This is a genomic window from Conexibacter woesei DSM 14684 (genome assembly GCF_000025265.1).
Lineage (GTDB): Bacteria > Actinomycetota > Thermoleophilia > Solirubrobacterales > Solirubrobacteraceae > Conexibacter > Conexibacter woesei.
Map to the genome: position 1 here is coordinate 3,675,116 of NC_013739.1, position 26,161 is coordinate 3,701,276.

A 26,161-nucleotide genomic window follows, 5' to 3' on the forward strand; every position below is an offset into this window, starting at 1 on the left:
CCGCCCTCGCGGAGGCGAGAGCCGCTATCGTGAGGTCCGTCCGATGACACTGCTCGAACTCACCACCGAGACCGACGGCACGACGGTGCGCCTCGCACTCGAAGGCGAGCTGGACATCGCCAGTGCCGGACAGGTCGAGCGCGAGCTGACGCGGATCGAGACCGACGCGCCGCCGACCCTGATGCTCGACCTGCGGCGCCTCGCGTTCATGGACTCGACCGGCCTGCGGATCGTCGTCGCCGCCGACGCGCGAGCGCGCGAGCAGTCGCGCAGACTCGTCGTCGTGCGCGGCCCCGAGGCGGTCCAGCGGATCTTCCGCATGACGCGCCTGGACGAGCGGCTCGAGATGGTCGACGAGCCCGCCGGCGCCCAGGCGCTCTGAGCGCTCAGCGGATCGTCACCCACGCCCGGCTCACAGGTGCGCCCTTGCGGGCGCTCGCCGCGACGACGAGCTGGTAGCGCCCGCGGCGGAGCGCGCGGCGTGAGCGCAGCGTCACGGACACGCGGCCGCCACGGGCGCGTCCCCGCGTCGCCGCGGCCTGGGCGCGGCCGCGCAGCAGTCGCACCGCCACCGCGCCGCGCCGGCCCGCCAGGGCGCCGCGGAGCGTGATGCTGCAGCGCACGGCGCGGGTGCCTGCTCGCGTGCAAGCGGCCGCCGGCGCCGTTCCTGCGGGTGCTCCAGGCCGTCCCCGGGGGCCTTCCGGCCCCGCGGGGCCGCGAGGCCCGGCAGGGCCGCTGGGGCCGGCCGCACCGTCTCGACCACGCCGGCCGCTGGGTCCGATCGCGCCGTCTCTGCCCGCCGCGCCGCTGGGCCCGGCCGCACCGTCTCTGCCGGCCGCACCGTCTCTGCCGGCCGCACCGTCTCTGCCGGCCGCGCCGTCTCTCCCGTCGGCGCCATCTCTCCCGCCGACCGGAGGCGGCATCAGGATCCCGGTCCCCGACAGCGCGACGGCCGGCGCGGAGCCGGCGGCGTCGCTCTCGACGACGAGCGTCGCCGCGCGCGGGCCGGCGGCGGTCGGCGCGAACCGGACGCGCACCGAGCAGGACGCGCCGCGTGCGAAGGAGCGCCCGCTGCACGTGTCCTGCAGCAGAAGGAAGTCGTCGGCCGCGCCGTCGAGCCGCAGCTGCTCGACGTCCAGGCGCAGGGCGCCCGCGCTCGTCACTCTCACGGTCTGCCCGCCGCCGAGCGTCCCGACCGCCTGGTCGGCGAAGCCGAGCGCGGGCTGGTCGACGGTGACGGCGGCGACGCTCTCGTTGCGCAGCGAGCCGACGAGGCCGCGCCCGAGCACCTGCAGGTCGGCGAGCCCGTCGCCGTCGAGGTCGCCGGCCGTCAGGGCGATCGGATCGGCGACGACCGGCGTCTGCGGGTCGAGGTCGGTCGAGAACGTGCCGTCGCCGGCATTGACGAGCAACTGGACCCGGCTCGCGTCGTACCGTGCCACGGCGAGGTCAGGGTCGCCGTCTCCGTCGGCGTCGCCGGCGGCGAGGTCCGTCGGCGTCTGCGTCACCGCGACCGTCGAGCCGACGACCAGTCTGCCCGTGCCGTCGCCGAGCGCGACCGTCACGGTGCCGTCCGTCTGGCTGCTCGCCGCCACGTCGAGGTCGCCGTCTCCGTCGAAGTCCTCGGCGACCAGCGCGCTGGGGTCGGCGCCGACGCCGAGCGAGCCGCCCGGCACCGGCGCGAACGTGCCGTCGCCGTTGCCCCGCAGGACGGTGACGGTCGCCGCGACGCGGCTCGCCAGCACGAGGTCGACCCGTCTGCCGGCGTTGAAGCGCCCCGCCGTGACGAGCGGCAGCATGCCCCCGCCGACGTCGACGACGGCTCCCGCGCTCAGTCTGCCGCCGCCGGTGCCGAGCAGCGGCTGCACGCGGCCGTCGAGCAGCCCCGCGACGACGTCAGGGCGGCCGTCGCCGTTCACGTCTGCGACGTCCATGCTCCAGATCTCCGCGGCGGCGGGGAACGGCGAGCCGGCGACCGGCGTCAGCGCGCCCGTGCCGTCCCCGCGCAGCACCGTGACGTCCGACTGGTTCTGCCGCTGCACGATCGCGTCCGGGAAGCCGTCGTCGTCGAGGTCAGCGGCCTGTACCCGCACCGGCCCGGGGCCCGCGATCGGCGTGACCTCCGGGGCGCCGAATCCGCCGCCCGCGGCGCCGCGCAGGACCGCGAGCTCGCTGGCGCCGCGATCCGCGACGACCGCGTCGAGGCGGCCGTCGAGGTCGAAGTCGGCGAGGTCGAGGTCGATCGTGTCGGTAGATCTCGTCGCGAACGGCGAGCCGGCGACGGGGCTGAACGTCGCTGCGGTCGCCGGAGCGGTGAGCGCCAGCAGCGCGGCTGCGGCGGCGAGAAGGGTGCTGATCGTGCGCATGCGCCAGATCATCGACGATCCGGCATCGTCGACGCGCGCTTCTGAGGTCCGGGCCGACCTTCACGACGGCGGGCGGCGACGGGCACTCTGTTAGGGTCCCCTAATGCTCTCCAGACGACCGCGGACCGCGGGCCTCATCGCCGCGGCCGCGCTGACCACGCTCGCTGCCGCGCCCGCGTACGCCGGCGCCGCGACCAGCGGCTCCACGACGATCGACCTGAAGGGCGCGGTCGCCAGATCGCTCAGCTCGCAGCAGGTCCGGCTGTCCGCGCAGAAGCCGGCGAAGGCGACCGCGAAGCGGATCACGCTGCCGGTCAGCGGCGGGACCGTCGCCACCGGAGCGACGCTCAAGCACGGCGGCAGCGTCACCTTCCGCACCCGCGTCAGAGGCCGCACGCGCAGCGCGAAGCTGACCGCGTGGGAGACGCGCGTCGGCAGCAGCCGCTCCAGCGTCAGCGCCAAGCTCGGCGCCAAGCGCATCACCGTCTTCACGATCGCCGCGCCGAAGCGCAGCGTCGCGATCGACAAGACCGCCGGCACCGCGAGGCTGACCGGCGGCAGCGTCCGCCTCACCGCCGCCGGCGCCACCGCCCTGCGCCGCGCGCTCGCGCTCCGCAGACTCGCCCCTGGCCCACTCGGCAGCGCGAAGGTGAGTGCGAGCGTCGGGGCAGCGAGAAGAGCTCCGACCCAGCCCGGCACCTCGAACCCCGGAACGAGAAACCCCGGGCCGACGAACCCGACCGACCCGAACACGCCGAGAGCGCCCCCGATCGCGACCGAGCCGCCGGTGCTCGCACGCCCTGCGGCCGCGGTCAACATCACGGGAGCGAGACTGACGTGGTGGGTGCGCGACTCCTGGATCGCGTACCTCTCCGGAGACAACCAAGCGCCGGCCGGCACGAAGGGAACGTCCGTCTCGGGTGCCACCGCGCAGACGCCGATCCTCGCCGGCCAGCATCTCTGCAAGGACGATCCCAGACCTGAGACAGGCCCGCTCTCGTATGCGTTCGAGTTCCCGTTCAAGAACGGCTGGTACGACGAGGCGAGCGGCGTTGCGGGCGTCTACTTCAGCGGCACCGTCCGGTTCCTGCGCGTCGACCACGGAATCGACATGACCGCCACCGATCCGGAGGTCGAGATCAACGGCACGTCGTCACGCACGATCTTCCGCTTCGACGGAGGCGCCAACACCAGACTCGGCAACAAGCGCGGACCGCTGACGGCGCTCGACGTCGCCAGAGCGCCGCGCACCGTCGACCCGGCGACGAGAACGATCACCTACGACCCGATCCTCGGCAGACTGGCCGACGGCGGTGCGGACTCGTTCGCCGGGTTCTACTCGGTCGGCAGCGGCTACGGCTGCGTGCAGCTGTCGTTCACCTACTGAGCCGCCGCAGAAGCGCGTCCTGAACGCAGAAGGGCCCCGCCGGCGGCGGGGCCCTTCGTCGTTCTGCGGTGATGCGGCTCCGCTGCTACAGGCGAACCTTCGCGGTCGCCTTGCCGCCGACGACGCGCAGCGTGTAGAGGCCCTTCAACTGCTTGCGCTTGGAGTCAGCCGAGAGCGTGACCGTCAGCGTGCGGCCGCGGACCGTGCCGGTCGCGAGCGTCTTGCTGCTGTTGCGCGCGGTCACGCGCACCTTGCGCGGGGCCTTGCCCTTGAACGGCGCCTTCGACAGCGTCGACGTCTGGACGCGGACGACCTTCGTCGTCCCGTTCTTGCCGTCGTTGCCGTTGGTTCCGTTCGTTCCGGTTCTGCCGTCGGTGCCCTTGGCGCCGGTGTCGCCCTTGTCGCCCTTCGGGCCGCTGTTCAGGGGCACGTTGATCGTGAACGAGCCGAACGTGTTCGGTCTGCGCTCGGGGCCTCTGCCCGCGACGTACGGGGTCGGGAAGACGTACAGCGACTCAGCGACCTCAGGGGTGAGCGTGAGGCTCGTGGAACCGTCCGCGCGGAACGAGTAGTCGATCGTTCTGAACGCGAAGACCGGCTCGGTACGGTCGTAGCTGACCGGCGCGGTGTCCGGGCCGTTCGGCGTTCTGAGCCCGGTCGCGTAGAGCTCACCGGTTCTTGTCACCGGGTCGAGCACGATTCGCGGGTTCTCGACCGTGATCGTGAAGCCGTGGCCGTCGGCAGGAGCCGGACCGGGCGAGACGAATCTCACGCCACCCTGGAATTCCATCGATCCGGTCAGCGCGATCGGGTTCAGGCTGCCGCTCGTCGCCGGCAGCGACCACGTCGCGACCTGGTCGACGCCACGCGGGCTGGTCGGCGTGACGGTCGGACCCGTCGCAGGCGCGATCGGCGAGGCGGTGCCCTTAGCTGAGAATCTCGCCGGATTCGTCACGTAACCGAGCCACGTACGCTCGGTGTCCGCGGGGGCAGCCGAGTTCGCGACGTTGGCCGTCGACCAGTCGAGCGTGACGGCGGCCGAAGCAGCCGGTGCAGCGATGGCCGCCGCGCCGAGCGCGGCGGTGGACAGCAGCAGCGCGCGGCGTGCGCGCGAGCGGCCGGTGAGGGATGTCGTCATTGGAGCGACGTCCTTTCGTCGGGTGGTTCGTCAGTGAGTTGCGATCCGTCGCCTGCGGCGGCGGCGCGATCCCTCGCGCCGAGCCATGCCACGTGCAGCGCGGTGTGTCCGTCCGAGCGTGTCTCGAGCGCCGCATCCACATGCCAGACGTCCGCGAGCCGTTCGCGGACGAGGACCTCGCCGGGCGCTCCGGTCGCGACAGAGCGTCCGTGCGCGATCACGACGACGGTGTCGGCGACCGCTGCAGCGAGGGAGAGATCGTGCACGACAAGGACGACGGCGAGCCCTTCGTGCGTCAGCCCGCGCAGCAGTTGGGCGAGCGTCGCAGTCGCGCCGAGGTCGAGCGCAGAGGTCGGCTCGTCGGCCATCAGCACCGGAGCCTCCTGCGCCAGCCCGACCGCGATCTGGACCCGCTGCAGCTCGCCGCCGGAGAGCGTCGTAAGGCGTCGTTCGGCGAACTGCTCGATTCCTGCCCGCGCGATCGCGCGCTCGACCGCGTCGTGGTCAGCGCGGGTCATGCGTCCGAGCGGCTTGACGTGCGGCGAGCGGCCGATCCGCACGGCCTCGCGCACCGTCACACCGTCGGGGACGCGCGCGCGCTGCGGCACGAACGCCCGCAGCGCCGCCAGCTGACGACCTCGAAGCTCCGTGACGGGAACGCCGCTCCAATGCACCGTCCCGGCCGTCATCGACTCCAATCCGGCGACGGCACGCACGAACGTCGACTTGCCGGCGCCGTTGGGACCGACGACCGCGACCAGCTCTCCGGCTCCTACGACCAGATCCGCGCTGTGCAGGATCGTCTTGCCGCCGATCGCGACCTCGACGTCGCGCGCGTCGAGCAGCGGCGCGCCGGCCACGAACGCGGGCTGTCGGCGCTGGAGCAGCGCGCTCACACCGCTCTCCGCAGCAGCACGAGGAACAGCGGGACGCCGATCAGCACCATCAGCGGGCCGACCGGCAGCTCGATCGGCGCGGCCACCGTCCGTGCGAGCGTGTCGCCGGCCATCATCAGCGCAGCGCCGGCGAGCGCCGAGGTCGGGACGACGAACGTCTGCGACGAGGTCCCTGCGGCCATCCGCACGACGTGTGGGATGAACAGCCCGAGAAAGGTCACGAGGCCGGCGATCGCCGCGGCGGACGCCGCCAGCAGCGCCGCGGAGACCGCCGCGATCAGACGGATCACGCGCGGCTTGGAGCCGAGCGACGCGGCGACGTCGTCGCCGAGCGCGAGCCGGTTGAGCGGTCGCGTCAGCATGATCGCGAGCAGGAAGCCGACCGCGAAGTACGGCCAGACGACGCGCAGGTTGCTCCAGCCGCTCGTCGTCAGCCCGCCGGCGAGCCAGAAGATCGCCGACTGGACGCGCTCCGGGAAGGCCGTCATCAGCGACGTCGTCGCGGCCTGGAAGGCGGCCGTCATCGCGATGCCGGCGAGGATCAGCCGGCCGACGCCGCCCGCGTTCACACCGCTGTTGGCGATCCCGAAGACCAGCGCCGACGCGAACAGCCCGAACACGAGCGCGCCGACCGGCAGCAACGCGATGTTGTCGGGGAAGGCGAGCAGGACGAGCATCGCGCCGAACGAGGCGCCGCCCGTCACGCCGATCACGTCAGGCGACGCGAGCGGGTTCGCCAGCGCCCCCTGCAGCAGCGCGCCGGCGACGCCGAGCGCGGCACCGACCGACAGCGCCTCGATCGTGCGCGGCAGGCGCAGCTCAAGGACGATCTGCTTCAGCGGTCCCGGCTGAGCCTGCCCGGTCAGCGCGTCGAGCACGGTCGCGAGCGGCACGTGCACCGCCCCGAGCGTCATCGACGCGGCCGCTGCGGCGACCAGGGTGGTCGCCGCGACGGCGACCACCAGGATCTGTCGAAGGCTCAACGGCCCTCGCTACCGGTTTCTCAAGTACTTCGTCTGCACGTCGTAGATCGACGTCGCCGCCGTCTCCCACGCCTGCAGCAGCGAGTTGTCGGTCGACACGTAGATTCTGTTGCTCCGCTGGGCCTTGGTGCCCTTCCACGCCGGGTTCGTCTTGAGGAACGAGACGACCTTGCCCATGTCGCTGGGGTTGCCGTGCGGCACGGCGATGATCACGTCAGGGTTCTTCTGCAGGATCGTCTCGGCGGAGATCGGCGCGAAGCCGCCGGTGCCGCTCATGCCCTCGGTGACCAGTCGTCCGCCGGCTGCGGTGACGAGGTCTCCTCCCCACGTCTCGGGCAGGAACGCCAGCGTGCGACGGCCGACGCCGAGCACGACGAGGACGCGGGGGTTGCGCTTGATCTTGCCCTGCGCGACCTTGATGTTCTTGCGCTGGAGCGCCGCGTAGCTCGCAGCCTCCTTGCGTCTGCCGACGAGCTGGCCGATGAACTCCGTCTGCCGCGCGACGTCTGAGACGCGCTCCGGGTCGCTCATGACGACGCGGATGCCCAGACCGCGCATGCCCGCAGCGCTCTTGTTCCAGATCGGCGCGGACAGCACCAGCTGCGGATTGAGGAGCGCCAGCTCCTCGAGGTTCGGGCCGCCGGTCGTGTGGTTGAGCGCGAGGCGCTTGACACCCTTCAGGCGCTTCGAGACCTTTGTGTCGCCCGACGGCAGCGCGCCGATCGCGACCGGCTTGACGTCCAGCGCCATCAGCGTGTTCGCCTGGAACGGCGTCAGCGCGACGATCCGCGGGGTCGCGGCCTGGGCGGCCGCGGACGCCGTGAGGACGAGCAGCAGCGCGGCGAGGAGCGCGACGCAGGCGGTGCGCAGGCGGGTCATGGGCACGCGGGTCATGCCGGCACCTCGCGCTGGAGCACCTCGTAGGTGCGGACCTCGTTGCCGTGCGAGAGCTGGCCCTGGCCGCCGCCGTGGGAGTGGGCCTTGCGGAACGCGTCGCTTCTGAGCCAGCCCTGGAACGCCTCGCGGCTCTCCCAGCGGCTCGTGACGAGGTATTCGTTCTCGCCTTCGCGGCGCAGGAGCTCGAAGCCGAGGAAGCCCTCGACGCCGGACAGGTGGCTCTCGCGCGTGCGGAACGCCTCCTCGAAGTCGGCGGCGCGACCCTCGGCCGCGCTGACCACGTTCATGACCACGATCATGTGGTTCCTCTCGCTGCTCGTATCAAGGTTTCGGGACCGTCTTAGGTAGACCTAATGAGGGTAACCGAAGAGGTCAGCCTCGCGCGCGCTTGGCGAGCTCGACCGTCGCGGCGCGCAGGCCGTCGGGCTCCGTCGCACGCTCGGCGAAGCCGATCCGCGCCGGCGCCTTGCCGCGCGGCGTGTCGATCGAGAGGTCCATCCCGTAGCGGTCGATCGCCGTGCACGTCGCGGCGGTGCCGTCGGAGTATCCGGCCAGTCTCTGCGAGATCAGCAGCAGCGCGTCCGCGTGGTCGTCGTTGAGGTGCTCGACCGCGTAGTCGGCGTTCGGCGCGGTCGGGTCGACCTCGGCCGCCTTGTACGCCGCCGCGTCGTCAGAGCCCATCACGCCGTAGCCACCGACCCAGCGGACGCGGTCGACGTTCAGCACCCACAGCGAGAAGTCGCCGAACTTGGCGTACGTTCTGCCGTACGGCATCGCGCGGTAGGCGGCCTCGCGGGCCTCCTCCTCGCGCGCGCCCTCGGGCTTCTCCCAGCGGCCGGCGAGCGTCACGCGGCCGCTCTGGAGCGGATCCGGGTTCGTGATCGGCGCCGCCACCATCAGGCTGCCGCGCTGCTCGCGCTCGAGGTTGCGGCCGTGCTCGGCGAGCGTCGAGACGAAGATCACGGGCGCGCCGTCGGCGAGCGTGCCGAAGACGACCATCGACGCCCACGGCGTGCCGTCCTCGCTCGTCGTCGCGAGCGTCGCGACGGTCGAGTGGGCCAGCAGCGTGCGCGCTTCCTCGGCCGGCGTGCGGCGCGGACCCGGCTCAGCGGCCTCCAGCGGCGGCGGGAAGTACTGGAATCCCTCGGGGGCCTGATGATCGGGGTTCGGCGCGCGCATAGTGGACATGCGCGTTAGGGTAGCCTAAAGCTGGCGCGCTCGCCTTGATATCCCGCGCGCGCGTTCCCGTTCGCGCGTCAGCAACTCCCGCACGCGCAGTTCGACGGCCTCCCGCGCGACCCGCCGCCGCCGGTCGTCGCCGGGTGCGCCGGCCCGCGCGGGCGGCGCCGAAGCCGCCGCTTCGCGCTCGTCCGGGTCGCGATCGGCGAGCGCACCCATCGCCGACCGCCGAAGCTGATTCGCCGCGGCCCGGCCGTCAGGCCGCCGCGGCGAGCGCCCGCTGCTCCACATCGAACAGCGGCCGTGTCACACCGTCCCGCAGGAGCAGCCGCGGGTTCGCCTGCGTCAGCCGGTACGCCTGCGTGCTCGACGCGCCCGCGCGCAGCAGCAGGTGGAAGCCGAGCTGGAGCGTCTGCTCGCGCGAGCCCGGATGGCCGTCGGAGGCGAGGCAGAAGGCGACGCCTTCGCGCACGAGCCGCACCGCGGCGTCCTGCACGTCGAGGCCGTGGTTGCCGAGCAGCGAGCAGACGTTGACCTGCAGCAGCGCGCCGTGCGCGAGCAGCGGGCGCAGCCGTGCGAGGCCGTCGCCGGCGAGCAGGCCGGCGCTGCGCTCGGGGTGCGCGAGCAGCAGGCCGAAGCCGAGCTCGCGCAGGCGGGCGGCGGCGAGCGCGAAGTCGTCGTCGATCCCGTCGAACGGGCATTCGAGCAGCAGCCAGCGCGCGTCGGCCGGCCCCTGCGCGATCCGCTCGAGGTCGCTCGCGGGCAGCAGCAGCGCGTCCGCGTGGGCCAGCTCGGCGCCCGAATGCAGGCGGATCGCAAGCCCGGCGGCGGCGATGCGGCGCTGCGCGTGCGCGACCCGCTCGACGATCTCGCGCACCGCGACACCGGGGAACTCGTCCCGCTTGACGTGCGGCGTGCAGGCGACGTCGCGGACGCCCTCGGCGTGCAGCCGGCGCGCGTGCCGCAGCGTGTCGTCGTAGGTGGCCGCCCCATCGTCGAGGCCGGGGAGCAGGTGGCAGTGGAGGTCGACGTACGACATGGGGCGAGACTACGCCCGCGCCACCCACCGAAAGTGCTGCAAATGTGAACCTTCACGGAAGTTTCACGGCGTGTTTCCGCGCCCCTCCTCGCAGCTCGTCATCTCTCCCTTCTGCGATACGCGTCCTCCTCCGCGTTCTCCCTGTAGCCGATCTCCTCCTGGTCCTGCCCTTCGCGCTTGGCATGGCGCTCGGCCGCCTCGCGCGCCGCGCCGAGGTCGGCGCCGGGGACGTCGTCGGGCACCTGCTCGGCGGGCGCCTCCTCGGGCAGCTGGTCGGACTGCTTCGGCGTCTCGGTCATGACAGCTCCTGCTCGGTCGTCGTCTCAGGCCCCTTCGGGTCCGGGCTGGGGATGTCGGGTGCCGGCGGGTCGGGCTCGACGGGCGGCTGCGGCTCCGGGACCTCCGGGCCGGGCGGCGCGTCGGGCGGCTGCGGCGGATCGGGATCCGGGACTGTCGGTCCCGGGTCGCCGGGAAGCGGCTGGTCCGGCTCCACCGGCTCGGGGACCTCCAGCGCCGGCTGGCCTGCTGCGGCGGGCATGGCGGCCTCCTCTCGTTCGTTGCCCCTCGGGTACCCCGGCGGCGCAGCGCGAAACGAACGCACAAATGGCAGTTTGCCGGTGCAGTGGGCGGGGCAGATGAGCGCGATGACAACGACCGAAGACAAGATCGTTCAATACCTGAACGAAGCGCGCGCGATGGAGCTGGCGCTGGTGCGCACACTGCAGGCGCACATCGCGATGACGCCGAGCGGCGGCTACCGCCGCATCCTGGAGCGCCACCTGCGCGAGACGCGCGACCATGCCGACCGGGTCGGCCGTCGGCTGTCCGATCTCGACGCCGCGCCGACCGTGGCCGGGACCGTCTACGGGATCGGCCAGCAGCTCGCGGGCCAGCTGCTCGCGCTCGGCAAGGCGCCGCTCGACGTGCTCCGCGGCGCGAGCGCCGAGGAGAAGCTGCTCAAGAACGCGAAGGACGAGTGCGCCACCGAGGCGCTGGAGATCGCGACCTACGACGCGCTCGAGCAGCTCGCGCTGCGCGCCGGCGACAAGCCGACCGCCAGACTCGCGGCCGATCACCGCGCCGACGAGGAGCGGATGCTGAGAGCGCTGCGTCAGCAGCTGCCGGCGCTGACCGACGCCGTCGTCGGCGCCGAGGTCGACGGCAGACCGACGTTCGACGCCGGCAGAACCGGTGCGGCGCAGACGGCGCAGCGCACGGTGCGGGATACGGAGCGCAACGTCTCCGACGCCGTGCAGGGCACGACGCGCGCGGTGCGGAGAGCCGCGGCCGACACGAGACGCGCAGCCGCCGGCGCGGTCGACGACGCCGCTGGCGCGGCCCGCGCTGCGATCGGCTCGTCCGCCACGAGCGCGACGACCGAGGAGCGTGAGGAGCAGCGCCAGCCGTTCGCCAGATACGACGAGCTGAACGCCGACCGCGTCGTCGGCAGACTCGACGCGCTGACGCCCGCGCAGCTGCGCCACGTCGCGACCTACGAGCGTGCGCACAAGCACCGCCGGACCGTGCTGGAGGCGGCCGAGCGCAAGCGCGGCGGGACCGAGCACGGCGATCGCGCGCCCGCCGGCAGGCGGTGAGCGCGCTCGTTCGACCGCGACCGTGTCGGCGCGCAAACGTCCGGATTTCCGCAAAAGCGGTTTTGACCAGTGAGAAGAGCTTCACCATGCCAATCGCGCCGACGCACTGTTTTCAGAGCTGCCCGGTGACAGATATATGCGTTACGGTGAACGGGATGACGCATGACGTGCAGCGCGCAGGGGTGCACGCAGCCGGTGACCGTGAGCTGCCCTGCGCGGAAGCCGCCGCACTGCTCAACGTCCCGGTGACGGCGCTCGAGACCTGGTCGCACAGGCTCGCCTTCCCGTGCGACGTCGGCGTCACCGGCTCGCCGCGCTTCCGCCGCCGCGAGATCGAGGCGCTGCGCGACGCGCTGCCGGTCGCGCACTCCGTCTCCGGCGCGATCCACGTCGCCCGCCTGCGCGTCGACGCCTGAGCGCGCAGCGCCCGCGCCGCAGCCCCGCACACACCGCGCCCGACCGCGTCAGCGCGGGGTGACGCGCGTCGCGGACGCCTTCCAGACCGCCACGACGCGCACGCCCGGCACCAGTCCGAGCTGCTCGACCGACGCCTGCGTCACCTCCGCGGCGAGCGGCTGCGGAACGGCCAGACCGACTCGCACGCGGTTGCCTATCGGCGTCACCGTGACAACCTCTGCCTCCAGCCGGTTCTGCGCCGACGACGCAGCCACGGCCGCGCCGCCGGACGGCTCGACCGTGACGTCCCACGGGTGCACCGCGATCGCGACCGCGCCCTCCCCCCGGTCGGCCGCGACGACGCTGCCGCCGCCGTCCAGCTCGATCGCCGTCAGCCGCCCGTCGCCGCCGCCCGTGCGCACCCCGCCCAGCAGCACCGACGCACCGGTGAAGTCGGCGACGAAGCCCGACGCCGGCGCCGCCGCCAGCGCCGAGGCCGCACCGCGCTGGACGATCCGGCCGCCGTCGAGCACGGCGACCTCGTCGCCGAGCAGCGCCGCCTCGGCGAAGTCGTGCGTGACGAGCAGCGCCGGCACGTCCAGCTCGCCCAGCAGCCGCGCCAGCTCGCGGCCGGCGCTCGCACGGGTGCGCGCGTCGAGCGCGGAGAGCGGCTCGTCGAGCAGCAGCACGCGCGGGCGCGGCCCGAGCGCCCGCGCGAGCGCGACCCGCTGACGCTCGCCGCCGGACAGCTGCGCCGGGCGCGCGTCCGCCAGCGCGCCGGCGATCCCGAACCGCTCCAGCAGCGCGTGCGCCCGCCCGCGCCGCTCGCCGCGCGGCAGGTGCCCGAGGCCGTACGCGACGTTGCGCCACGCGCTCATATGACCGAACAGCGCGTAGTCCTGGAAGACGTAGCCGCAGCCGCGCCGCTCGGGCGCGACGTCGATCCCGCGCGCGCTGTCGAGCCACGTCTCCTCGCCGCACGCGATCTGCCCCCGCTCCGGCCGCACGAGCCCCGCGACCGCGCGCAGCACGGTCGTCTTGCCGGCGCCGCTCGGCCCGGCGAGCGCGACGCAGCGGCCGGCGGGGACGTCGAGCGCGACGTCGAGGTCGAGCGTGCCGATGCGCGTGCGCAGCTCAGCGGAGAGCATCGCGCCCCACCAGCTTCACCGTCAGCAGCAGCGCGGCGGAGACCGCCACCAGCACCGCCGACAGCGCGAGCGCGCCGTCGAAGTCGGTCGCGAAGCGGTCGTAGATCGCGAGCGGGACCGTCTGCGTGATCCCGCGGAACGAGCCGGCGAACATCAGCGTCGCGCCGAACTCGCCGAGCGCGCGCCCCCACGCCAGCGCCAGCCCGGCCGCCAGCCCCGGCAGCGCGGCCGGCACGGCGATCCGCGCGAACGTGCGCGCCTCGCTCGCGCCGAGCGTGCGCGACGCCTCGCGCCAGCGCGGGTCGACCGCGGCGAACGCCGTCTGCGCCGCGCGCAGGTAGAACGGCGCCGAGACGAAGACGAGCGCGACGACGACGCCGGCGGTCTGCAGCACGAGTCTGATCCCGAGGTCGTCGAGCGCCGGGCCGAGGATCCCGCGCGGGCCGAGCGCCGCCAGCAGCCCGATGCCGGCGACGGCCGGCGGCAGCACGAGCGGCAGCTCGACCAGCGTCACGACCAGCTCCCGTCCGCGGAAGCGGCGCGTCGCGAGCAGGTAGGCGGCCGGCGTCCCGACGACGACGATGATCGCGACGGCGATCGTCGTCGTCAGCAGGCTCAGCCGCAGCGCGTCGCGCGAGGAGGGGTCGCCGAGGCTGTCGAGCAGCCGGCCCGGCCCGGTGTCGACGAAGATCGCGACGACGGGGAGCGTCAGGAACGTCAGCGCGACGGCGAGCGAGAGCCCCAGCAGCGCAGGGAACCAGGCGGCGCGCAGGCGCGGAAACCGCTCGCGCGGCGCGAGCGGTTGCGCGCTCACCCCGTCGGCGGCGGCTCGAAGCCCGCCGCTCTCAGCGCCGCCGCCCCCTCCCCGCTGAGCAGCCCGTCGACGAATCTGCGCGCCGCGGCCGGGTGCTCGGCGCCGTCGACGACCGCCGCCGCGTACGCGACGCTCGGCTGGATCCGCTGCGGCAGCTCGATCGCGTTCAGCTTGCCGCTCGCGCCGTCGACGTCGGTCACGTAGACGAAGCCGGCGTCGACCGCACCCTGGGAGACCTTGCCGACGACGCCGCCGACGTCGGGCTCGTTCGAGCGGACGTTGGCGAGGATCGCGTCGCTCTGCTCGCTGCCGAGTCTTGCCAGCACTCTGCGCGTGTAGGCGCCGATCGGCACGCTCTCGGAGCCGATCGCGATCGTGACGCCCGATCTCGCCAGGTCGGCGACCGATCTCACGCGCGCGCCGTCGGACGGAACCGCGATCACGAGCCTGTTGGCGGCGAAGACGACCGGCTCCCCCACCAGTCCCTCGCTGTGCAGCTCGTCCGGCAGCGTCGTGTTGGCGGAGGCGAAGACGTCCGGTCTGACGCCCTGGCGGATCTGCGCCGCCAGCTCGTCGGAGCCGGCGAACTGGAAGCGCACGTCGCCGCCGAGCTGCTCGCCGTACTGCTCGAACGCCTGCTTGAGCGATGTCGCGCCGGAGACGACGAGGTCGCCGTCGGCGTCGCCCGCGGCGGTCGCGCCAGAGCCGGAGCCTGAGCCGCCGTCGTCGTCGCTGCCGCAGCCCGCGCCGGCGAGCGCCGCCGCCAGCGCGATCGCGACCAGCAGCAGCCTCAGCCGCTTCATCTGCCGCCTCCGTCCTCGATCATCACCGACGTCGCCTTCACCCGCGCGGTCGCGTGCATCCCCGGCGCCAGCCCCATCTCCTCGACCGAGTCGCGCGTTACAGCGGCCGTGACGAGGAACGGACCGGCCTCGATCTCGACCAGCGCCATCACGCCGTCGACCTCGACCGAGCGGATCACGCCCGGGAAGCGGTTGCGCGCGGACAGCGGCGTGCCGGTCCGGTGACGGCGCGGCCGCGCGCTCAGCCGCTCGACCTCCGCGCGCGGGACGAGCCGGTGGTTGCGGGCGTCGCGGACAGTCCGCAGTCTGCCGTCGCGGTCCCAGCGGCGCAGCGTGTCGGCGCTGACGCCGAGCGCCTGCGCCGCCTCGCCGATCGTGAGCGGTGTGCCCGATCTCGCCATCTGCCTAAGCATTGCATAGGCAAAACGATCCGACACCGGACGGCACACTCACCCGGTCACGTGCGATGGTGATCGCCGCCGTGCTCTCGCCGTACGCCGACATCCTCCGAATCCCCGGGGCGCGCGCCTTCGTATCCGCGGGTTTCGTCGGCCGCATGCAGATGGCGATGATCGGCCTCGGCACGGTCCTGCTCGTGCGGCAGGCGACCGACTCCTACGGCATCGCCGGCGCGGTCGGCGCGACGATCGCGGTCGCCAACGCGATAGGCGCGCCGCAGATCGGCCGTCTCGTCGACCGCTTCGGCCAGCATCGCGTGCTGCTGCCCGCGATGGCGGCGCACGTCGCCGGCATCGCCAGCCTGATCGCCGCCGCCGCGCTCGACGTGCCGACCGCCGTCTACTTCCTCGCCGCGTTCCTCGCCGGCGTCGCGTTCCCGTCGTTCGGCTCGCTCGTGCGCTCACGCTGGACGAACCTGCTGCACGGCACCGAGCGGCTGCAGACCGCCTACGCGCTGGAGTCGGTGCTGGACGAGATCGTCTTCACCTTCGGGCCGGTGCTCGTGACGCTGCTGGCGACGACGATCTCGCCGACCGTCGGCCTGCTGACCGGCGCGGCCTTCCTGATCGTCGGCGGGCTCGCGTTCGCCGCCCAGCGCGCGACCGAGCCGCCGGTCGTCAAGACCTCCAAGCGCGTCGCGTCCGCGATCCGCAGCCGCGGCCTCGTCGTGCTCGCGCTCGTCCTGATCGGCCTCGGCGGCGTCTTCGGCACGATCGAGGTGTCGATGGTGGCGTTCGCCGAGGAGCACGGTCACGAGGTCGCGACCGGCCCGCTGCTGGCACTGCACGCGATCTCCAGCGCCCTCGCGGGGATCGCGTACGGGGCGCGCGTCTGGCGGCTGTCGCTCCAGCGTCGCCTCCAGGTCGCGCTGGCGCTGCTGTTCGTCGGCACGATCCCGATCGCGCTCGCGAACACGATCCCGCTGATGGCGGTCGCGATCGTCGTCAGCGGCCTGACGATCTCGCCGACGCTGATCACGAGCTTCGCGCTCGTCGAGGCGCTCGTACCGCGCGCCGCACTGACCGAGGGCTTCGCCTGGCTGTCGACCTCGCTCGGCGCCGGCGTCGCGATCGGGCTCGCGGTCGCCGGCCACGTCGTCGACGCGACCAGCGGCCACCGCGCCTTCGTCGTCGCGATCGCGGCCAGCCTGCTCGCCGCGATCGCGGTCCTCGCCGGCCGCCGCTGGCTCTCGCCGCGCCCCGTCGCGGCGGCCGAGCCGGCGGCGCCCGCCGCCTAGCTCCGGCTCAGCAGATCTTGCGCGCGACGTCGCCGTGCGGGTCGGTCCGCGGGCGGCCGTTGCCGTTGCTCAGCTCGCGCGTGATGTCGTCCAGCAGCAGGTCGACCATGTCGCGGCTGAAGCTCTCCTTGACGACCATCCGCAGCACATTGACCTCCTGCGCGTCGGGCGGCATCGGGTACGCCGGGATGATCCAGCCGCGCCTGCGCAGCGCGTCGGACAGCTGGAAGACGTCGAGCTCGTCGGGATCCTGCGCGCGCACGACGACGACGGGGAACGACTCGCGGTCGTGCAGCGCGATGAACGCGCCCGTTCTCAGCAGGCCGTCGGTGAGCGCCTCGGCGTTGTCGATCATCGCCTGCGCGATCCGCTCGTAGCCGCGGTAGCCGAGCCGCAGGAACGTGTAGTACTGGAGGATCACGCTGCTGCTCGGGCGGCTGAAGTTGAGCGAGTAGTTCGGCATGTCGCCGCCGAGGTAGTCGATGTGGAAGACCAGCTCGTCGGGCAGGTCCGACTTGTCGCGGAAGACGACCGTTCCCATGCCGGGCGGGACCAACCCGAACTTGTGGTTGGAGACGTTGATCGAGCGCACGCTCGGAAGGCGGAAGTCCCACAGCAGCTCCGGGCGCGTGAACGGCGCGAGGAAGCCGCCGGAGGCCGCGTCGATGTGGAACGGGACGTGCCAGCCCCGCTCCGCTCTGATCCGCTGCAGCAGCTCGTCGATGTCGGCGAGGTCGTCGATCTGGCCCGTGAACGTCGTGCCGAGCAGGCCGCCGACGGCGATCGTGTTCTCGTCCACGCGCGCCTCCACGTCGGCGGCGGAGAGCGTGTAGTCGTCCGGCTTCATCGGCGCTATCCGCGCTTCGACGTCGAAGTAGCGGGTGAACTTCTCCCAGCAGGTGTGGACGTCGGCGCCGATCACGAGGTTCGGTCTGTCGATCGGCTTGCCCTCGGCCTTGCGGCGGTTGCGCCAGCTGGTGCGGTGCGCCAGCATCGCGAGCATGATCGCCTCCGAGGAGCCGATCGTCGCGGTGCCGACCGGCGTCTCCTCCGGCGGCGCGTGGAAGAGCCTTCCGACCATCGAGACGACGCGCTCGTGGATCGCCTCCGTCTGCGGGTACTCGTCCTGGTCGATCATGTTCTTGCCGAGCGTCTCGGCGGCGAGTCTCTCCGCCTGCGGCTCGGCCCAGCTGGTGACGAACGAGGCGAGGTTGAGCGCCGGGTTGCCGTCGAGGTTCAGCTCGTCGTGGACGAGCAGGTAGGCGGCGTCCGGGTCCATCCCCTCGCTCGGGATTCTGAACTTGGGGACCGGATGGTCGACCCACCGCGCGGCGTACGAGGCCGCGTGCAGCGCATCGGACTTCGTCTTGACCTTGTGCATCGCATGCTCCCTCGTTGACCGGGGCCCCTTTCGCCGCCCAGCGGCGAAGCCCTACCGCTACTGACGATCCTTCACACGTCGCACGAGCTTCAACCCAGACCAGGTCGCGTCGATCGCGCAAACCTTGACATCGACGACGCCGGCCGCGAGCGCCAGCTCACGCACGACGTCCTCGGTCAGGTCGGTCGGCACTCTCGAGGCCTTCTTCGGCCACGCGATCCACAGCGCGCCGTCGGTCTCCAGCGCCGCGATCAGTCTGGGCATCCGGCGATCGAGCCGCGCGCGCTCGAGGAAGAACGCGACGGCCAGGTCGAGCGGGCCGCGCGCCTGCGTGCGCGGTCTCCCCGCCCCGTCGGGCAGCGGGCCGAGCGCGTCGGCGAACTGCGGCGGCGCGTCCAGGAACGCGATCCGCTGCCCGGGCTTGATCCCGAGCTTCTGCGGCAGCGGGGTGCCGGAGTAGCCGCTCATGCCAGCCGGTATCTCAACGAGTCTTCGGCCGCCTGCTGGACCTGATCGAGCGTCATGAAGGCGTCGCCGCCCATGTGGGCGTGCGAGACCTCGGCCGGCGTCGGCAGGTCGGCGGCAGCCGGCCAGCTGTCGGGCGACCACACTCTGGAGCGGACGAACGCCTTCGGGCAGTGCGCGTAGACCTCCGCGGCCTCGACGACGATCGCGCTGCGCGGCGGCTTGCCGACGGGCGTCAGGCGGTCGAGCAGGTCCGGGCGCGCGCTGACGCGGGCCGGGCCGTTGACGCGCAGCGCCTGGGCGCGGCCCGGGATCACGAAGATGACGGCGGCGTGACCGGTCTCGATCACGTTGCGGAGCGTGTCGAGCCGTCTGTTGCCGGTCGCGTCGGGCAGCGCGAGGTGGTGGTCGTCGAGCACGCTGACGAAGCCGGGCGGGCCGCCGCGCGGCGAGACGTCGGTGCGGCCGGCGGCGTCGTGGCTGGCGACGAAGGCGATCGGCGCGACCGCGATCAACCGTCGCGCCATCGGGTCGATGCGGTCGATCTGCTTGCGCACGGCCCGCTCGTCGACCTGCTCGTACAGCTCGTGCAGCTCCGCCTCGCTGCCCAGCGCACCGTCGAACGGGCCGGCGGTCATGACACCGCCCCCAGCCACGCCGCCACGTTCGCCGCGTCGCGGTCGGGCGGGAAGACCGGGTAGAAGACTCTCGCGATCACGCCCTCGCGCGCGATCAGCGTGATCCGCCTGTAGAGCGTCATGCCGGCGATCTCGAACGTCGGCAGGCCGAGCGCCGCCGCCAGCTCCAGACCGGGGTCCGACAGCAGCGGGAACGGGATGTGCTCGCGCGCGGAGAACGCCTGCTGGTCCTCGCTCGACTGCGCGCTGAGCCCGACGACGTCGGCGCCGAGCACGGTCAGCTGCGCGCGGTGGTCGCGGAACGCGATGTTCTGCGGCGTGCAGCCGCGCGCGCCGGGGACGTCGTCCCAGCCCTCCGGCAGCTCCTCGCCGGGCGTGCCCGTGCGCGGGTAGACGTACAGCACCAGCGTCGCCGCCTCGGCCGCGATCGCGGCCAGGTCGACGGGCTCGCCCTTGGTCGACGGGAGCGTCAGCGCCGGCAGCTCCAGCCCCGGCAGGTGGTCGGCGGCGCCGTCGTCGAGCGGGACGGGCAGATCGGGCGGCAGTCGGCGGAAGTCTTGCTCAGCGGCCATCCGTGACAGTCTGCCACCTGGAGGAGCGTCGATCTCCGCTTCAGTGATGTATGGGCACGCTGGCCCGGCTCAGAGCGCGGCGCGCTCGGCCAGCCCCGCGATCACGCGCGAGAGCTGCCCGCCCTGCCACGCGATCGGCGATCTGCCCTCGTCCTCGACGACCAGCCGCGCGCCCGGGAGCGCGCCGGCGTACGCCTCTCCGATCGCGAGCGGATGGCCGGGATCGGCCTCGTCGCGGTCGGCGACGACGACCGACGGGATCCCCTCCAGCTCCGCGAGGTCGTGGAGCGTCTCGAACGGCCGCGAGCGCGGCACCGCGCGCAGCGCGGCGACGATCGCGTCGGGGTGGTCGTGCAGCGAGAGCCGCTGGCGCAGGACCGTCCGCACCGTTCTCTGCCACCCCTCCGGCATCCGCTCGACTCTGTTGGCCTCGACGAAGCCCTCGATCCCGCCGTCGCGCAGGCCGTCGGCGAGGCGGTCCCAGTACGCGAGCCGCGACGGCTCGTCCTGCGTCACCGGGTCGTACGCGGGCGTCACGACGGCGATGCCGGCGACCCGCTCGGGCGCGTCGAGCGCGAACCGCAGCAGCGTGTGCGCGCCCATCGACGCGCCCGCCAGCACGGCGCGCTCGATCCCGCGCTCGGCGAGCACCGCCCGCAGGTCCTCCGCGAGCAGGTCGTAGCCGTAGGCGTCGGCGGGGGACGATCTGCCGTGCCCGCGCGCGTCGTAGGAGACGACGCGATGGCCGCTGCGCTCGAGCGATCTGGACCCCATCACGACGTAGCGGCGCGTCGCCGTCAGCCCGTGGAGCAGGACGATCGGCGGCCCCTCGCCCTCGTCGGTCCCGCTGAGCAGCACCCCGTCGCGTTCGACAGTGAAATCGGTCATGACGCGAGGTCTATAGCGGAAGCGGGCCGGGCGGCGTCGGCCGCTACCCTCAGGGACATGGTCTTCGACGTCACCGAACAGGACTTCCAGAGAGAGGTCATCGAGCGCTCGCACACGATCCCCGTCGTCGTCGACTTCTGGGCCGAGTGGTGCGGGCCGTGCCGGCAGCTCGGGCCGGTGCTGGAGAGAGGCGTCGGCGCGCGCGAGGGCAAGGTCGCGCTCGCGAAGCTCGACGTCGACACCAACCAGCAGCTCTCGCAGGCCTTCCAGGTCCAGGGCATCCCGGCCGTGAAGGCGTTCAAGGACGGCGAGGTCGTCGCAGAGTTCACCGGCGCGCAGCCGCCCGCCGCCGTCGAGCGCTTCCTCGACGGGCTCGTCCCGTCCGAGGCCGACGGGCTCGTCGCCGCCGGCGACGAGGCGTCGCTGCGCCGCGCGGTGGAGCTTGACCCCAACCGCGCCGACGCGCTCGTGCCGCTCGCGCGGCTGCTGCACGCGCGCGGCGAGGACGACGACGCGCTGGAGCTGCTCGAGCGCGCGCCCGGCGACTTCGGCGCGAGCGGCCTCGCCGCCCGCATCGAGCTGGAGCGCAGCGGCACGCCCGACCTCGCCGACGCGTTCGGCGCGCTCGACGCGGGCGACCAGGAGCGCGCCCTCGACCTGCTGATCGGCGCGCTGCCGAGCGCCGACGGCGCCAGAGACGACATCCGCAAGGTCGTCGTCGGCGTGCTCGACGAGCTCGGCGTCGGCAACGAGCTGGCGCGCGACGCGCGACGCCGGCTCGCAGCGGCGCTCTACTAGGACCGCCGCTCCCGCATGCCCGGAGCGTAGGCTGCGGGCATGCGGATCATCGTGCTCGGGGCCGGCCACGTCGGCATCACCGTCGTCGAGGCGCTCGTCGAGGAGCACGAGCTGGTGGTCGTCGACCTCGACCCCAACCGCCTGACCGCGCTCTCGAACGCGTTCGACGTCGTGACGGTCGAGGGCAACGGCGCGAGCCGCCGCGTGCTCGACGAGGCGGGCCTCGTCGAGACCGACCTGCTGATCGCCTCGACTGCGCGCGACGAGGCCAACCTCGTCGCCGCGATGCTCGCGCGGCGGCTGTCGCCGTCGACCAAGACGCTCGTCCGCACGACCGACGTCGAGCACCTCAAAGCGTGGCGCGAGGGCGTGCTCGACGTCGACTTCATGGTCTCTTCCGAGCTGGAGGCGGCCCGCGCCGTGATCAACGCGATCGCAGTCCCCGGCGCCCGCGCGACCGACGTCTTCGCCGACGGCCAGGTCGCGATCGCTGAGTTCGACGTCGAGCCGCGCGCGCAGACCTGTCAGTTCGTCGGCGTCCCGCTCGCGCAGGCCCAGCTTCCGGCCGACTCGCGCGTGGCGCTGATCGTGCGCGACGACCGGCTCGTGCTGCCGAGCGGGCGCGAGTCGATCGAGGTCGGCGACCGCGTGATCGTGATGGCCTCGCCGGCCTCGGCGCGGGAGTGGAGCCGGCTGCTGCTGCCCGACGAGCCCGCGATCGAGAACGCGATCGTCTTCGGCGCCGACCGGCTCGGGCTCGCGGTCGCGCGCAAGCTGCTGGCGCGGCCGATGCGCGTGCGGATCGTCGAGGCCGACGCCGCGCGGGCGCGCAGAGCGGCGGCGGCGCTGCCGCAGGCGCGCGTCTTCCACGCCGACGCGGTCAACCGCGACTTCCTGCGCGAGGAGCGCGTCGGCCGCTCCGACGTCGCGATCGCGACGCTCGGTTCCGACGCCGAGAGCCTCTATGCCGCCGTCACCGCGCGCGTCGCCGGCGTGCACACGACGATCGGCCTCGTCGACGACCCAATGTCGGTGAAGGTCTTCGACCGCGCCGGGGTCGACGTGACCGTCAATCCGCGCACGGCGACGGCGGAGGAGCTGATCCGCTTCGCGCACGATCCGCGCACGCGCCAGATCGCGATGCTCGACGACGAGCGCTTCGACGTGCTCGACGTCGTCGTGCGGCCGGACAGCCGGTTTGTCGCGACGCGGATCTCGGAGATGCCGAGAACGGGCTCGACGATCGGCGCGATCGTGCGCGACGGGAGAGCCCGCTTCCCGCACGGCGACGACGCGCTGCAGCCGGGCGACCGCGTGATCGTGCTCGTCGACCCGGCGCGGGCGTCGACCGTCGAGCAGGCGCTGTAGATGTCGCTGTGGCCGCGGCCGTCGCGGCGCTCGCGGCGGTCCTCGCTCGGCGTCGACCTGAACGCGGTCCTCGACCTGCTCGGCGGGGTGCTGAGATGGGTCGGCCTGCCGTTCATCGCGCCGGCGCTCGTCGCCGCGTTCGCGGGCGAGGCGATCTGGCCGTGGCTGTTGACCGGCGCGGCGACCTCCGGCACCGGCCTGCTGCTCGACCGGTTGACGGCCGAGCGGCGCGTCGAGCGGATCGGCACGCGCGAGGGCTTCCTCGTCGTCGCGCTCGTGTGGCTCGTCGTGCCGGCGTTCGCGGCGCTGCCGTTCGTGCTCGGCGGCGAGCCGCAGCTGTCCAAGCCGGTCGACGCCTACTTCGAGGCGATGTCGGGCTACACGGCGACGGGCGGGACGGTCGTCCCCCACGTCGAGCAGCTCGGGGAGGCGACGCAGTTCTGGCGCCAGCTGAGCCACTGGCTCGGCGGGATGGGGATCATCGTGCTCGCGATCGCCGTGCTGCCGCGGCTGCGCGTCGGCGGGCGGCAGCTGCTGCAGTCCGAGCTGGCCGGGCCGACCGAGACCGAGAAGCTCGGCGCGACGATCCGCGACACGGCGCGGCGCCTGTGGTCGCTGTACGTCGGGCTGACGCTGGTCGCGACACTCGTGCTGTCGCTCGTCGGCTGGCTCGGTCTCGACCCGGAGATGAATCCGTGGCAGGCGTTCGCGCACGCTTCCTCGGCGATGGCGCTCGGCGGCTTCTCGCCGCAGGGCGAGTCGGTCGCGGCGTTCGCGCCGATCACGCAGTGGCTGCTGTGCCTCGTGATGATCGTCGCCGGCTTCAACTTCCTGCGCCTCTTCCGCGTGCTGATCCAGCAGCGCGTCGCCGAGTTCGCGCGCGACGACGAGGTGCGGCTCTACGTCGGCTTCCTGCTCGTCGCGACCGCGCTGCTGCTGACCGAGCTGCTGACGAGCGACATCGCCTCAGGTGAGACCGCGGTCCGCTTGGCCGCCTTCCAGGCGACGTCGATCATGACGACGACCGGCTTCGCGACGGCCGACTACACGACCTGGGGACCGCTCGCGACGGTCACCCTGCTGCTGCTGATGTTCATCGGTGCCTCCGCCGGCTCGACCGGCGGCTCGATCAAGGTCAAGCGCCACCTGCTGCTGTTCCGGATGGTCCGCCGCGACCTCGCACAGGCCGCCCACCGCGACGTCGTCGTGCCGGTCCGCGCAAGCGGCTGGGTGGTCGACGAGCGGGCGCTGCGCTCGGCGGTGCTGTTCGTGCTGCTCTACATGTTCACGTTCGCGCTCGGCGCGCTCGGCCTCGTGATCGACTCCGAGCGCGTCGGCGGCGACCTGACGCCGTTCGAGGCGATCGGCGCCTCGGCGGCGTGCATCGGCAACGTCGGGCCGGCGTTCGGCTTCGCCGGCCCGTACGGCTCCTACGCCGACTTCAGCAACCTCTCGACGGCGGTCCTGACTGCGCTGATGTGGCTCGGCCGCGTCGAGATCGTCCCCGTCGCCGTCCTGCTGACGCGCAGCTTCTGGCGGCCGTAGGCGGCGCGGCGGCGAGTCCGCGGACGAGCCGCGGTCGTTTGCTGGTCCGTGAGACCAGCAAACGACCGCGGCTCCCGCTCGTCCTACGCCGCGCGCCGCGCCTCGGCCGCCTCGACGCTCCAGAACGCGTCGCTGCCCGCGGCCTGCTCGACCACGCCTGTCGTGGCGGCGAGCCGGGCGCGCGCGTCCTCGCGCGAGATCCCCATCACTACCGCGACCTCCTGCGTGGCGAGCGGCTCGGGCGCCCACGCCAGCAGCTCGTCGACCGACTCCGGCTCCGCTCTGCGCGGCAGCTCGGGGTCGAGATTCGCGACGGCGACTTCGTAGGCGAGCGCCGGCTGGAAGCCGGGCGCCTCGATCGTGACGCGGTCGGACGGACGCGTGAAGACGAGCGACGGCGCGGTGTAGCGCCATCTCGACGGGTCCTCGGTCACTCTCGCGAGCTTGCCGCTGAGCGCGACGGCGGCCGGGCCGGGAGCACGCGCTGCGGCCATGTCGCGCGCCAGGGCGTGGTCGACGGCGGGGTCGCTGAGCCAGCGCTCGAGCACGGCCGGGTCGATCCCGGCCTCCGACGCGGCGGCGACGATCGTCTCGGGCTCGTCGAGCTGTGCGGTCGGGATCGTCATCGCGTGGACGCGCAGCCGTCGCAGCAGCGCCTCCGCGAGCGCCGGGCCGGCATGCGCGCGCGCCGCGACGACCGCCCTGGCGGCCGGCTTCGTCGCACCCATCCGCGCGCGGACCGTCGCGTCGAGCGGCATCCCGTAGCGCTCGGCGAACTCCGCGAAGCCCTCCGCGAGCATCTCGGGCGTGTAGCCGATGCGGACGTAGTGCTCGCGGTCGGAGCTGAGCACGATCATCCGCGTGCGCCACTCCAGCGCATCGCCGTAGAGCCATCTCAGGCGCCGCTTCATCGGCTCCGCGGACCACGCCCACGGGCATGCGGCGTCGGTGTATTCGGTCACTTCGATCGTCGAACCCATGATTGCGCAATTATTGCACACGCAACGGTTAGGTTCCTGTCAGAGCGGCAACGCGAGCTGGTCCGGTGGCGGGGCTCTCCCCCCACTGCCCGCCTTCGCCCCCTCCTCGTCCTCGAACGAGGCGAGCCGGACCCCGAGCAGCCGCACCGGACGCGGCGGGGCGTAGGCGCGCAGCAGCTCGAGCGCGACGTCGGTCACGAGCGCGGTGTCGTTCGTGTGCGCGTCGACCGTGCGGGCGCGCGTCACCGTCGTCCAGTCGTCGAGCCGCACCTTGATCGCGATCGTGCGGCCCCGCTTCTCCCGTCTCTGCAGCCCCTCGCACAGCCCCTGCGCGAGCCTGCGGAGGATCTCCTCCAGCTGCGTCAGCGAGGTGACGTCCTCGTCGAAGGTCCGCTCGTTCGAGCGCGACTTCAGGACGCGCGAGGTCTCGACCTCGGACGAGTCGTGGAAGTGCGCGCGGCGCAGCAGGTCTCTGCCGTGACGCGCGCCGAAGCGCTCCGTCAGCCGCTCCTCCGGCGTCGCCTGCAGCTGGCCGATCGTCTCGATCCCCATCTCGCGCAGCCGCTCGACCGACTTCGGCCCGATCCCCGGCAGCAGCTTCGGCGAGTGGCCGGCGAACCGCTGCGCCGCCTCCTCCCGCCCCATCGCGACGAAGCCGGCCGGCTTGCCGAGGTCCGAGCAGATCTTCGCGATCAGACGCGAGGGGCCGAGCCCGACCGAGACCGTGATCCCGGTCTCCGCTCTCACCTGCTCGACCAGCTCGCGCAGCACCCGCACCGGCTTCTCGACGCCGGTCAGGTCGGCGTACGCCTCGTCGAGCCCGAGGTGCTGGAGCCTGCCGAGCCGCCCGCCGACGATCTCCCACAGCGCGCGCGAGACGCGCCGATACGACTCGAAGTCGGGCGGCAGCAGGATCGCGTGCGGGCACAGCCGCTTCGCGCGCGAGAGCGGCATCGCGGAGCCGACGCCGTATCTGCGCGCCGCGTACGAGGCGGTCGTGACGACGGAGCGCGGCCCGTCATGGGCGACGATCACGGCCTTGTCCCTCAAGTCAGGCCGTCTCAGCAGCTCGACCGACGCGTAGAAGGCGTCGCAGTCGAGGTGCGCGATGACGCGCTTGGGCCTGTCCTCGGGGCGAACGTCTGTTCCCACACGGGTACTGTACGCCGCCGGCCGGAGCGACCGGCGG

At 73.1% G+C, this 26,161-nt stretch carries 30 protein-coding genes; 8 read left to right on the forward strand and 22 right to left on the reverse strand.

Features of this window, described 5'->3' with window-relative positions; all coding sequences use genetic code 11:
* Positions 1-43: 43 nt before the first annotated feature.
* Entirely contained in the window at positions 44-382 is a 339-nt protein-coding gene (locus tag CWOE_RS17225; RefSeq protein WP_012934917.1) for an STAS domain-containing protein, read from the forward strand.
* A gap of 4 nt (positions 383-386) precedes the next feature.
* On the opposite strand, the gene CWOE_RS17230 is transcribed toward CWOE_RS17225, so the two are convergent.
* Complete coding sequence (locus tag CWOE_RS17230; RefSeq protein WP_160165530.1) at positions 387-2,366, reverse strand: FG-GAP-like repeat-containing protein; 1,980 nt, start codon at positions 2,364-2,366, stop codon at positions 387-389.
* 103 nt (positions 2,367-2,469) lie between these two features.
* Here CWOE_RS17230 and CWOE_RS17235 point away from each other — a divergent pair, with 103 nt between their 5' ends.
* The gene (locus CWOE_RS17235) at positions 2,470-3,753 is read left to right on the forward strand and encodes an HtaA domain-containing protein (RefSeq protein WP_012934919.1); all 1,284 of its coding nucleotides are present in this window, start codon (positions 2,470-2,472) and stop codon (positions 3,751-3,753) included.
* Positions 3,754-3,838: 85 nt separating this feature from the next.
* Here CWOE_RS17235 and CWOE_RS17240 read toward each other — a convergent pair whose 3' ends face one another.
* The 10 genes from CWOE_RS17240 to CWOE_RS17280 all read right to left on the reverse strand — a co-directional run bounded on the left by CWOE_RS17240 (position 3,839) and on the right by CWOE_RS17280 (position 10,423).
* Positions 3,839-4,891 (reverse strand): hypothetical protein, encoded by a 1,053-nt coding sequence (locus CWOE_RS17240; RefSeq protein ID WP_012934920.1) that lies wholly within the window; start codon positions 4,889-4,891, stop codon positions 3,839-3,841.
* Positions 4,888-5,787 carry an ABC transporter ATP-binding protein gene (locus tag CWOE_RS17245; protein ID WP_012934921.1) on the reverse strand — a complete coding sequence of 300 codons (900 nt, stop codon included), beginning with the start codon at positions 5,785-5,787 and terminating at the stop codon, positions 4,888-4,890. Before CWOE_RS17245 ends, CWOE_RS17240 begins: the two co-directional genes overlap by 4 nt.
* Positions 5,784-6,770: a FecCD family ABC transporter permease gene (locus tag CWOE_RS17250; RefSeq protein ID WP_012934922.1), complete on the reverse strand. Its 987-nt coding sequence runs from the start codon at positions 6,768-6,770 to the stop codon at positions 5,784-5,786. The genes CWOE_RS17245 and CWOE_RS17250 overlap by 4 nt, the downstream gene beginning before the upstream one ends.
* A gap of 9 nt (positions 6,771-6,779) precedes the next feature.
* Positions 6,780-7,664: an ABC transporter substrate-binding protein gene (locus CWOE_RS17255; RefSeq protein ID WP_012934923.1), complete on the reverse strand. Its 885-nt coding sequence runs from the start codon at positions 7,662-7,664 to the stop codon at positions 6,780-6,782.
* Complete coding sequence (locus CWOE_RS17260) at positions 7,661-7,954, reverse strand: antibiotic biosynthesis monooxygenase family protein (protein WP_160165531.1); 294 nt, start codon at positions 7,952-7,954, stop codon at positions 7,661-7,663. Before CWOE_RS17260 ends, CWOE_RS17255 begins: the two co-directional genes overlap by 4 nt.
* An 85-nt stretch (positions 7,955-8,039) precedes the next feature.
* Positions 8,040-8,846: a HugZ family pyridoxamine 5'-phosphate oxidase gene (locus CWOE_RS17265; RefSeq protein WP_012934925.1), complete on the reverse strand. Its 807-nt coding sequence runs from the start codon at positions 8,844-8,846 to the stop codon at positions 8,040-8,042.
* Positions 8,847-8,870: 24 nt separating this feature from the next.
* Complete coding sequence (locus CWOE_RS32880; protein WP_148261054.1) at positions 8,871-9,065, reverse strand: hypothetical protein; 195 nt, start codon at positions 9,063-9,065, stop codon at positions 8,871-8,873.
* A 37-nt stretch (positions 9,066-9,102) separates the two neighbouring features.
* Positions 9,103-9,885: a tyrosine-protein phosphatase gene (locus tag CWOE_RS30910; protein WP_012934926.1), complete on the reverse strand. Its 783-nt coding sequence runs from the start codon at positions 9,883-9,885 to the stop codon at positions 9,103-9,105.
* A gap of 98 nt (positions 9,886-9,983) precedes the next feature.
* Complete coding sequence (locus CWOE_RS33535; protein WP_012934927.1) at positions 9,984-10,184, reverse strand: hypothetical protein; 201 nt, start codon at positions 10,182-10,184, stop codon at positions 9,984-9,986.
* Positions 10,181-10,423, reverse strand: a complete 243-nt coding sequence (locus CWOE_RS17280) for a hypothetical protein (protein WP_012934928.1) — start codon at positions 10,421-10,423, stop codon at positions 10,181-10,183. The genes CWOE_RS33535 and CWOE_RS17280 overlap by 4 nt, the downstream gene beginning before the upstream one ends.
* Positions 10,424-10,529: 106 nt before the next feature.
* On the opposite strand from CWOE_RS17280, the gene CWOE_RS17285 reads away from it, so the two are divergent.
* Together CWOE_RS17285 and CWOE_RS17290 are read left to right on the forward strand one after the other, a co-directional pair.
* The gene (locus CWOE_RS17285) at positions 10,530-11,480 is read left to right on the forward strand and encodes a YciE/YciF ferroxidase family protein (protein WP_160165532.1); all 951 of its coding nucleotides are present in this window, start codon (positions 10,530-10,532) and stop codon (positions 11,478-11,480) included.
* Between the two features lie 155 nt (positions 11,481-11,635).
* Complete coding sequence (locus CWOE_RS17290; protein WP_041730610.1) at positions 11,636-11,896, forward strand: hypothetical protein; 261 nt, start codon at positions 11,636-11,638, stop codon at positions 11,894-11,896.
* 48 nt (positions 11,897-11,944) lie between these two features.
* On the opposite strand, the gene CWOE_RS17295 is transcribed toward CWOE_RS17290, so the two are convergent.
* The 4 genes from CWOE_RS17295 to CWOE_RS17310 are packed head-to-tail and all read right to left on the reverse strand — an operon-like array spanning position 11,945 to position 15,042.
* A complete protein-coding gene (locus CWOE_RS17295; RefSeq protein ID WP_012934931.1) occupies positions 11,945-13,024 on the reverse strand; it encodes an ABC transporter ATP-binding protein in 1,080 nt (359 codons plus the stop codon).
* A complete protein-coding gene (locus tag CWOE_RS17300) occupies positions 13,011-13,838 on the reverse strand; it encodes an ABC transporter permease (RefSeq protein WP_012934932.1) in 828 nt (275 codons plus the stop codon). The genes CWOE_RS17295 and CWOE_RS17300 overlap by 14 nt, the downstream gene beginning before the upstream one ends.
* A complete protein-coding gene (modA, locus tag CWOE_RS17305) occupies positions 13,835-14,641 on the reverse strand; it encodes a molybdate ABC transporter substrate-binding protein (protein ID WP_012934933.1) in 807 nt (268 codons plus the stop codon). Before modA ends, CWOE_RS17300 begins: the two co-directional genes overlap by 4 nt.
* Complete coding sequence (locus tag CWOE_RS17310; RefSeq protein ID WP_041730612.1) at positions 14,638-15,042, reverse strand: TOBE domain-containing protein; 405 nt, start codon at positions 15,040-15,042, stop codon at positions 14,638-14,640. The genes modA and CWOE_RS17310 overlap by 4 nt, the downstream gene beginning before the upstream one ends.
* Before the next feature lie 65 nt (positions 15,043-15,107).
* Here CWOE_RS17310 and CWOE_RS17315 point away from each other — a divergent pair, with 65 nt between their 5' ends.
* The gene (locus CWOE_RS17315) at positions 15,108-16,337 is read left to right on the forward strand and encodes an MFS transporter (RefSeq protein ID WP_012934935.1); all 1,230 of its coding nucleotides are present in this window, start codon (positions 15,108-15,110) and stop codon (positions 16,335-16,337) included.
* Positions 16,338-16,344: 7 nt separating this feature from the next.
* On the opposite strand, the gene CWOE_RS17320 is transcribed toward CWOE_RS17315, so the two are convergent.
* The 5 genes from CWOE_RS17320 to CWOE_RS17340 all read right to left on the reverse strand — a co-directional run bounded on the left by CWOE_RS17320 (position 16,345) and on the right by CWOE_RS17340 (position 20,281).
* On the reverse strand, positions 16,345-17,718 hold the full coding sequence (locus CWOE_RS17320) for a glutamate decarboxylase (RefSeq protein ID WP_012934936.1): 1,374 nt from the start codon (positions 17,716-17,718) through the stop codon (positions 16,345-16,347).
* A gap of 57 nt (positions 17,719-17,775) precedes the next feature.
* Positions 17,776-18,186 (reverse strand): DUF3052 family protein, encoded by a 411-nt coding sequence (locus CWOE_RS17325; protein ID WP_012934937.1) that lies wholly within the window; start codon positions 18,184-18,186, stop codon positions 17,776-17,778.
* A complete protein-coding gene (locus CWOE_RS17330) occupies positions 18,183-18,821 on the reverse strand; it encodes an MSMEG_1061 family FMN-dependent PPOX-type flavoprotein (protein WP_012934938.1) in 639 nt (212 codons plus the stop codon). The genes CWOE_RS17325 and CWOE_RS17330 overlap by 4 nt, the downstream gene beginning before the upstream one ends.
* A complete protein-coding gene (locus CWOE_RS17335) occupies positions 18,818-19,393 on the reverse strand; it encodes a peroxiredoxin (protein ID WP_012934939.1) in 576 nt (191 codons plus the stop codon). The genes CWOE_RS17330 and CWOE_RS17335 overlap by 4 nt, the downstream gene beginning before the upstream one ends.
* Before the next feature lie 69 nt (positions 19,394-19,462).
* Positions 19,463-20,281 carry an alpha/beta fold hydrolase gene (locus CWOE_RS17340; RefSeq protein WP_012934940.1) on the reverse strand — a complete coding sequence of 273 codons (819 nt, stop codon included), beginning with the start codon at positions 20,279-20,281 and terminating at the stop codon, positions 19,463-19,465.
* A gap of 57 nt (positions 20,282-20,338) precedes the next feature.
* Between CWOE_RS17340 and CWOE_RS33540 the strand changes: the two genes are divergently transcribed.
* From CWOE_RS33540 to CWOE_RS17355, 3 genes are read left to right on the forward strand one after another with little or no spacing between them, the layout of a single operon-like run.
* Positions 20,339-21,079, forward strand: a complete 741-nt coding sequence (locus CWOE_RS33540) for a thioredoxin family protein (RefSeq protein WP_012934941.1) — start codon at positions 20,339-20,341, stop codon at positions 21,077-21,079.
* Between the two features lie 39 nt (positions 21,080-21,118).
* Positions 21,119-22,447 carry a Trk system potassium transporter TrkA gene (gene trkA / locus CWOE_RS17350; RefSeq protein ID WP_012934942.1) on the forward strand — a complete coding sequence of 443 codons (1,329 nt, stop codon included), beginning with the start codon at positions 21,119-21,121 and terminating at the stop codon, positions 22,445-22,447.
* Positions 22,448-23,992 carry a TrkH family potassium uptake protein gene (locus CWOE_RS17355; RefSeq protein WP_012934943.1) on the forward strand — a complete coding sequence of 515 codons (1,545 nt, stop codon included), beginning with the start codon at positions 22,448-22,450 and terminating at the stop codon, positions 23,990-23,992.
* Positions 23,993-24,075: 83 nt separating this feature from the next.
* On the opposite strand, the gene CWOE_RS17360 is transcribed toward CWOE_RS17355, so the two are convergent.
* Complete coding sequence (locus CWOE_RS17360; protein ID WP_012934944.1) at positions 24,076-24,972, reverse strand: DsbA family protein; 897 nt, start codon at positions 24,970-24,972, stop codon at positions 24,076-24,078.
* Between the two features lie 39 nt (positions 24,973-25,011).
* Positions 25,012-26,124, reverse strand: a complete 1,113-nt coding sequence (gene dinB / locus CWOE_RS17365) for a DNA polymerase IV (RefSeq protein ID WP_012934945.1) — start codon at positions 26,122-26,124, stop codon at positions 25,012-25,014.
* Positions 26,125-26,161: the final 37 nt, after the last annotated feature.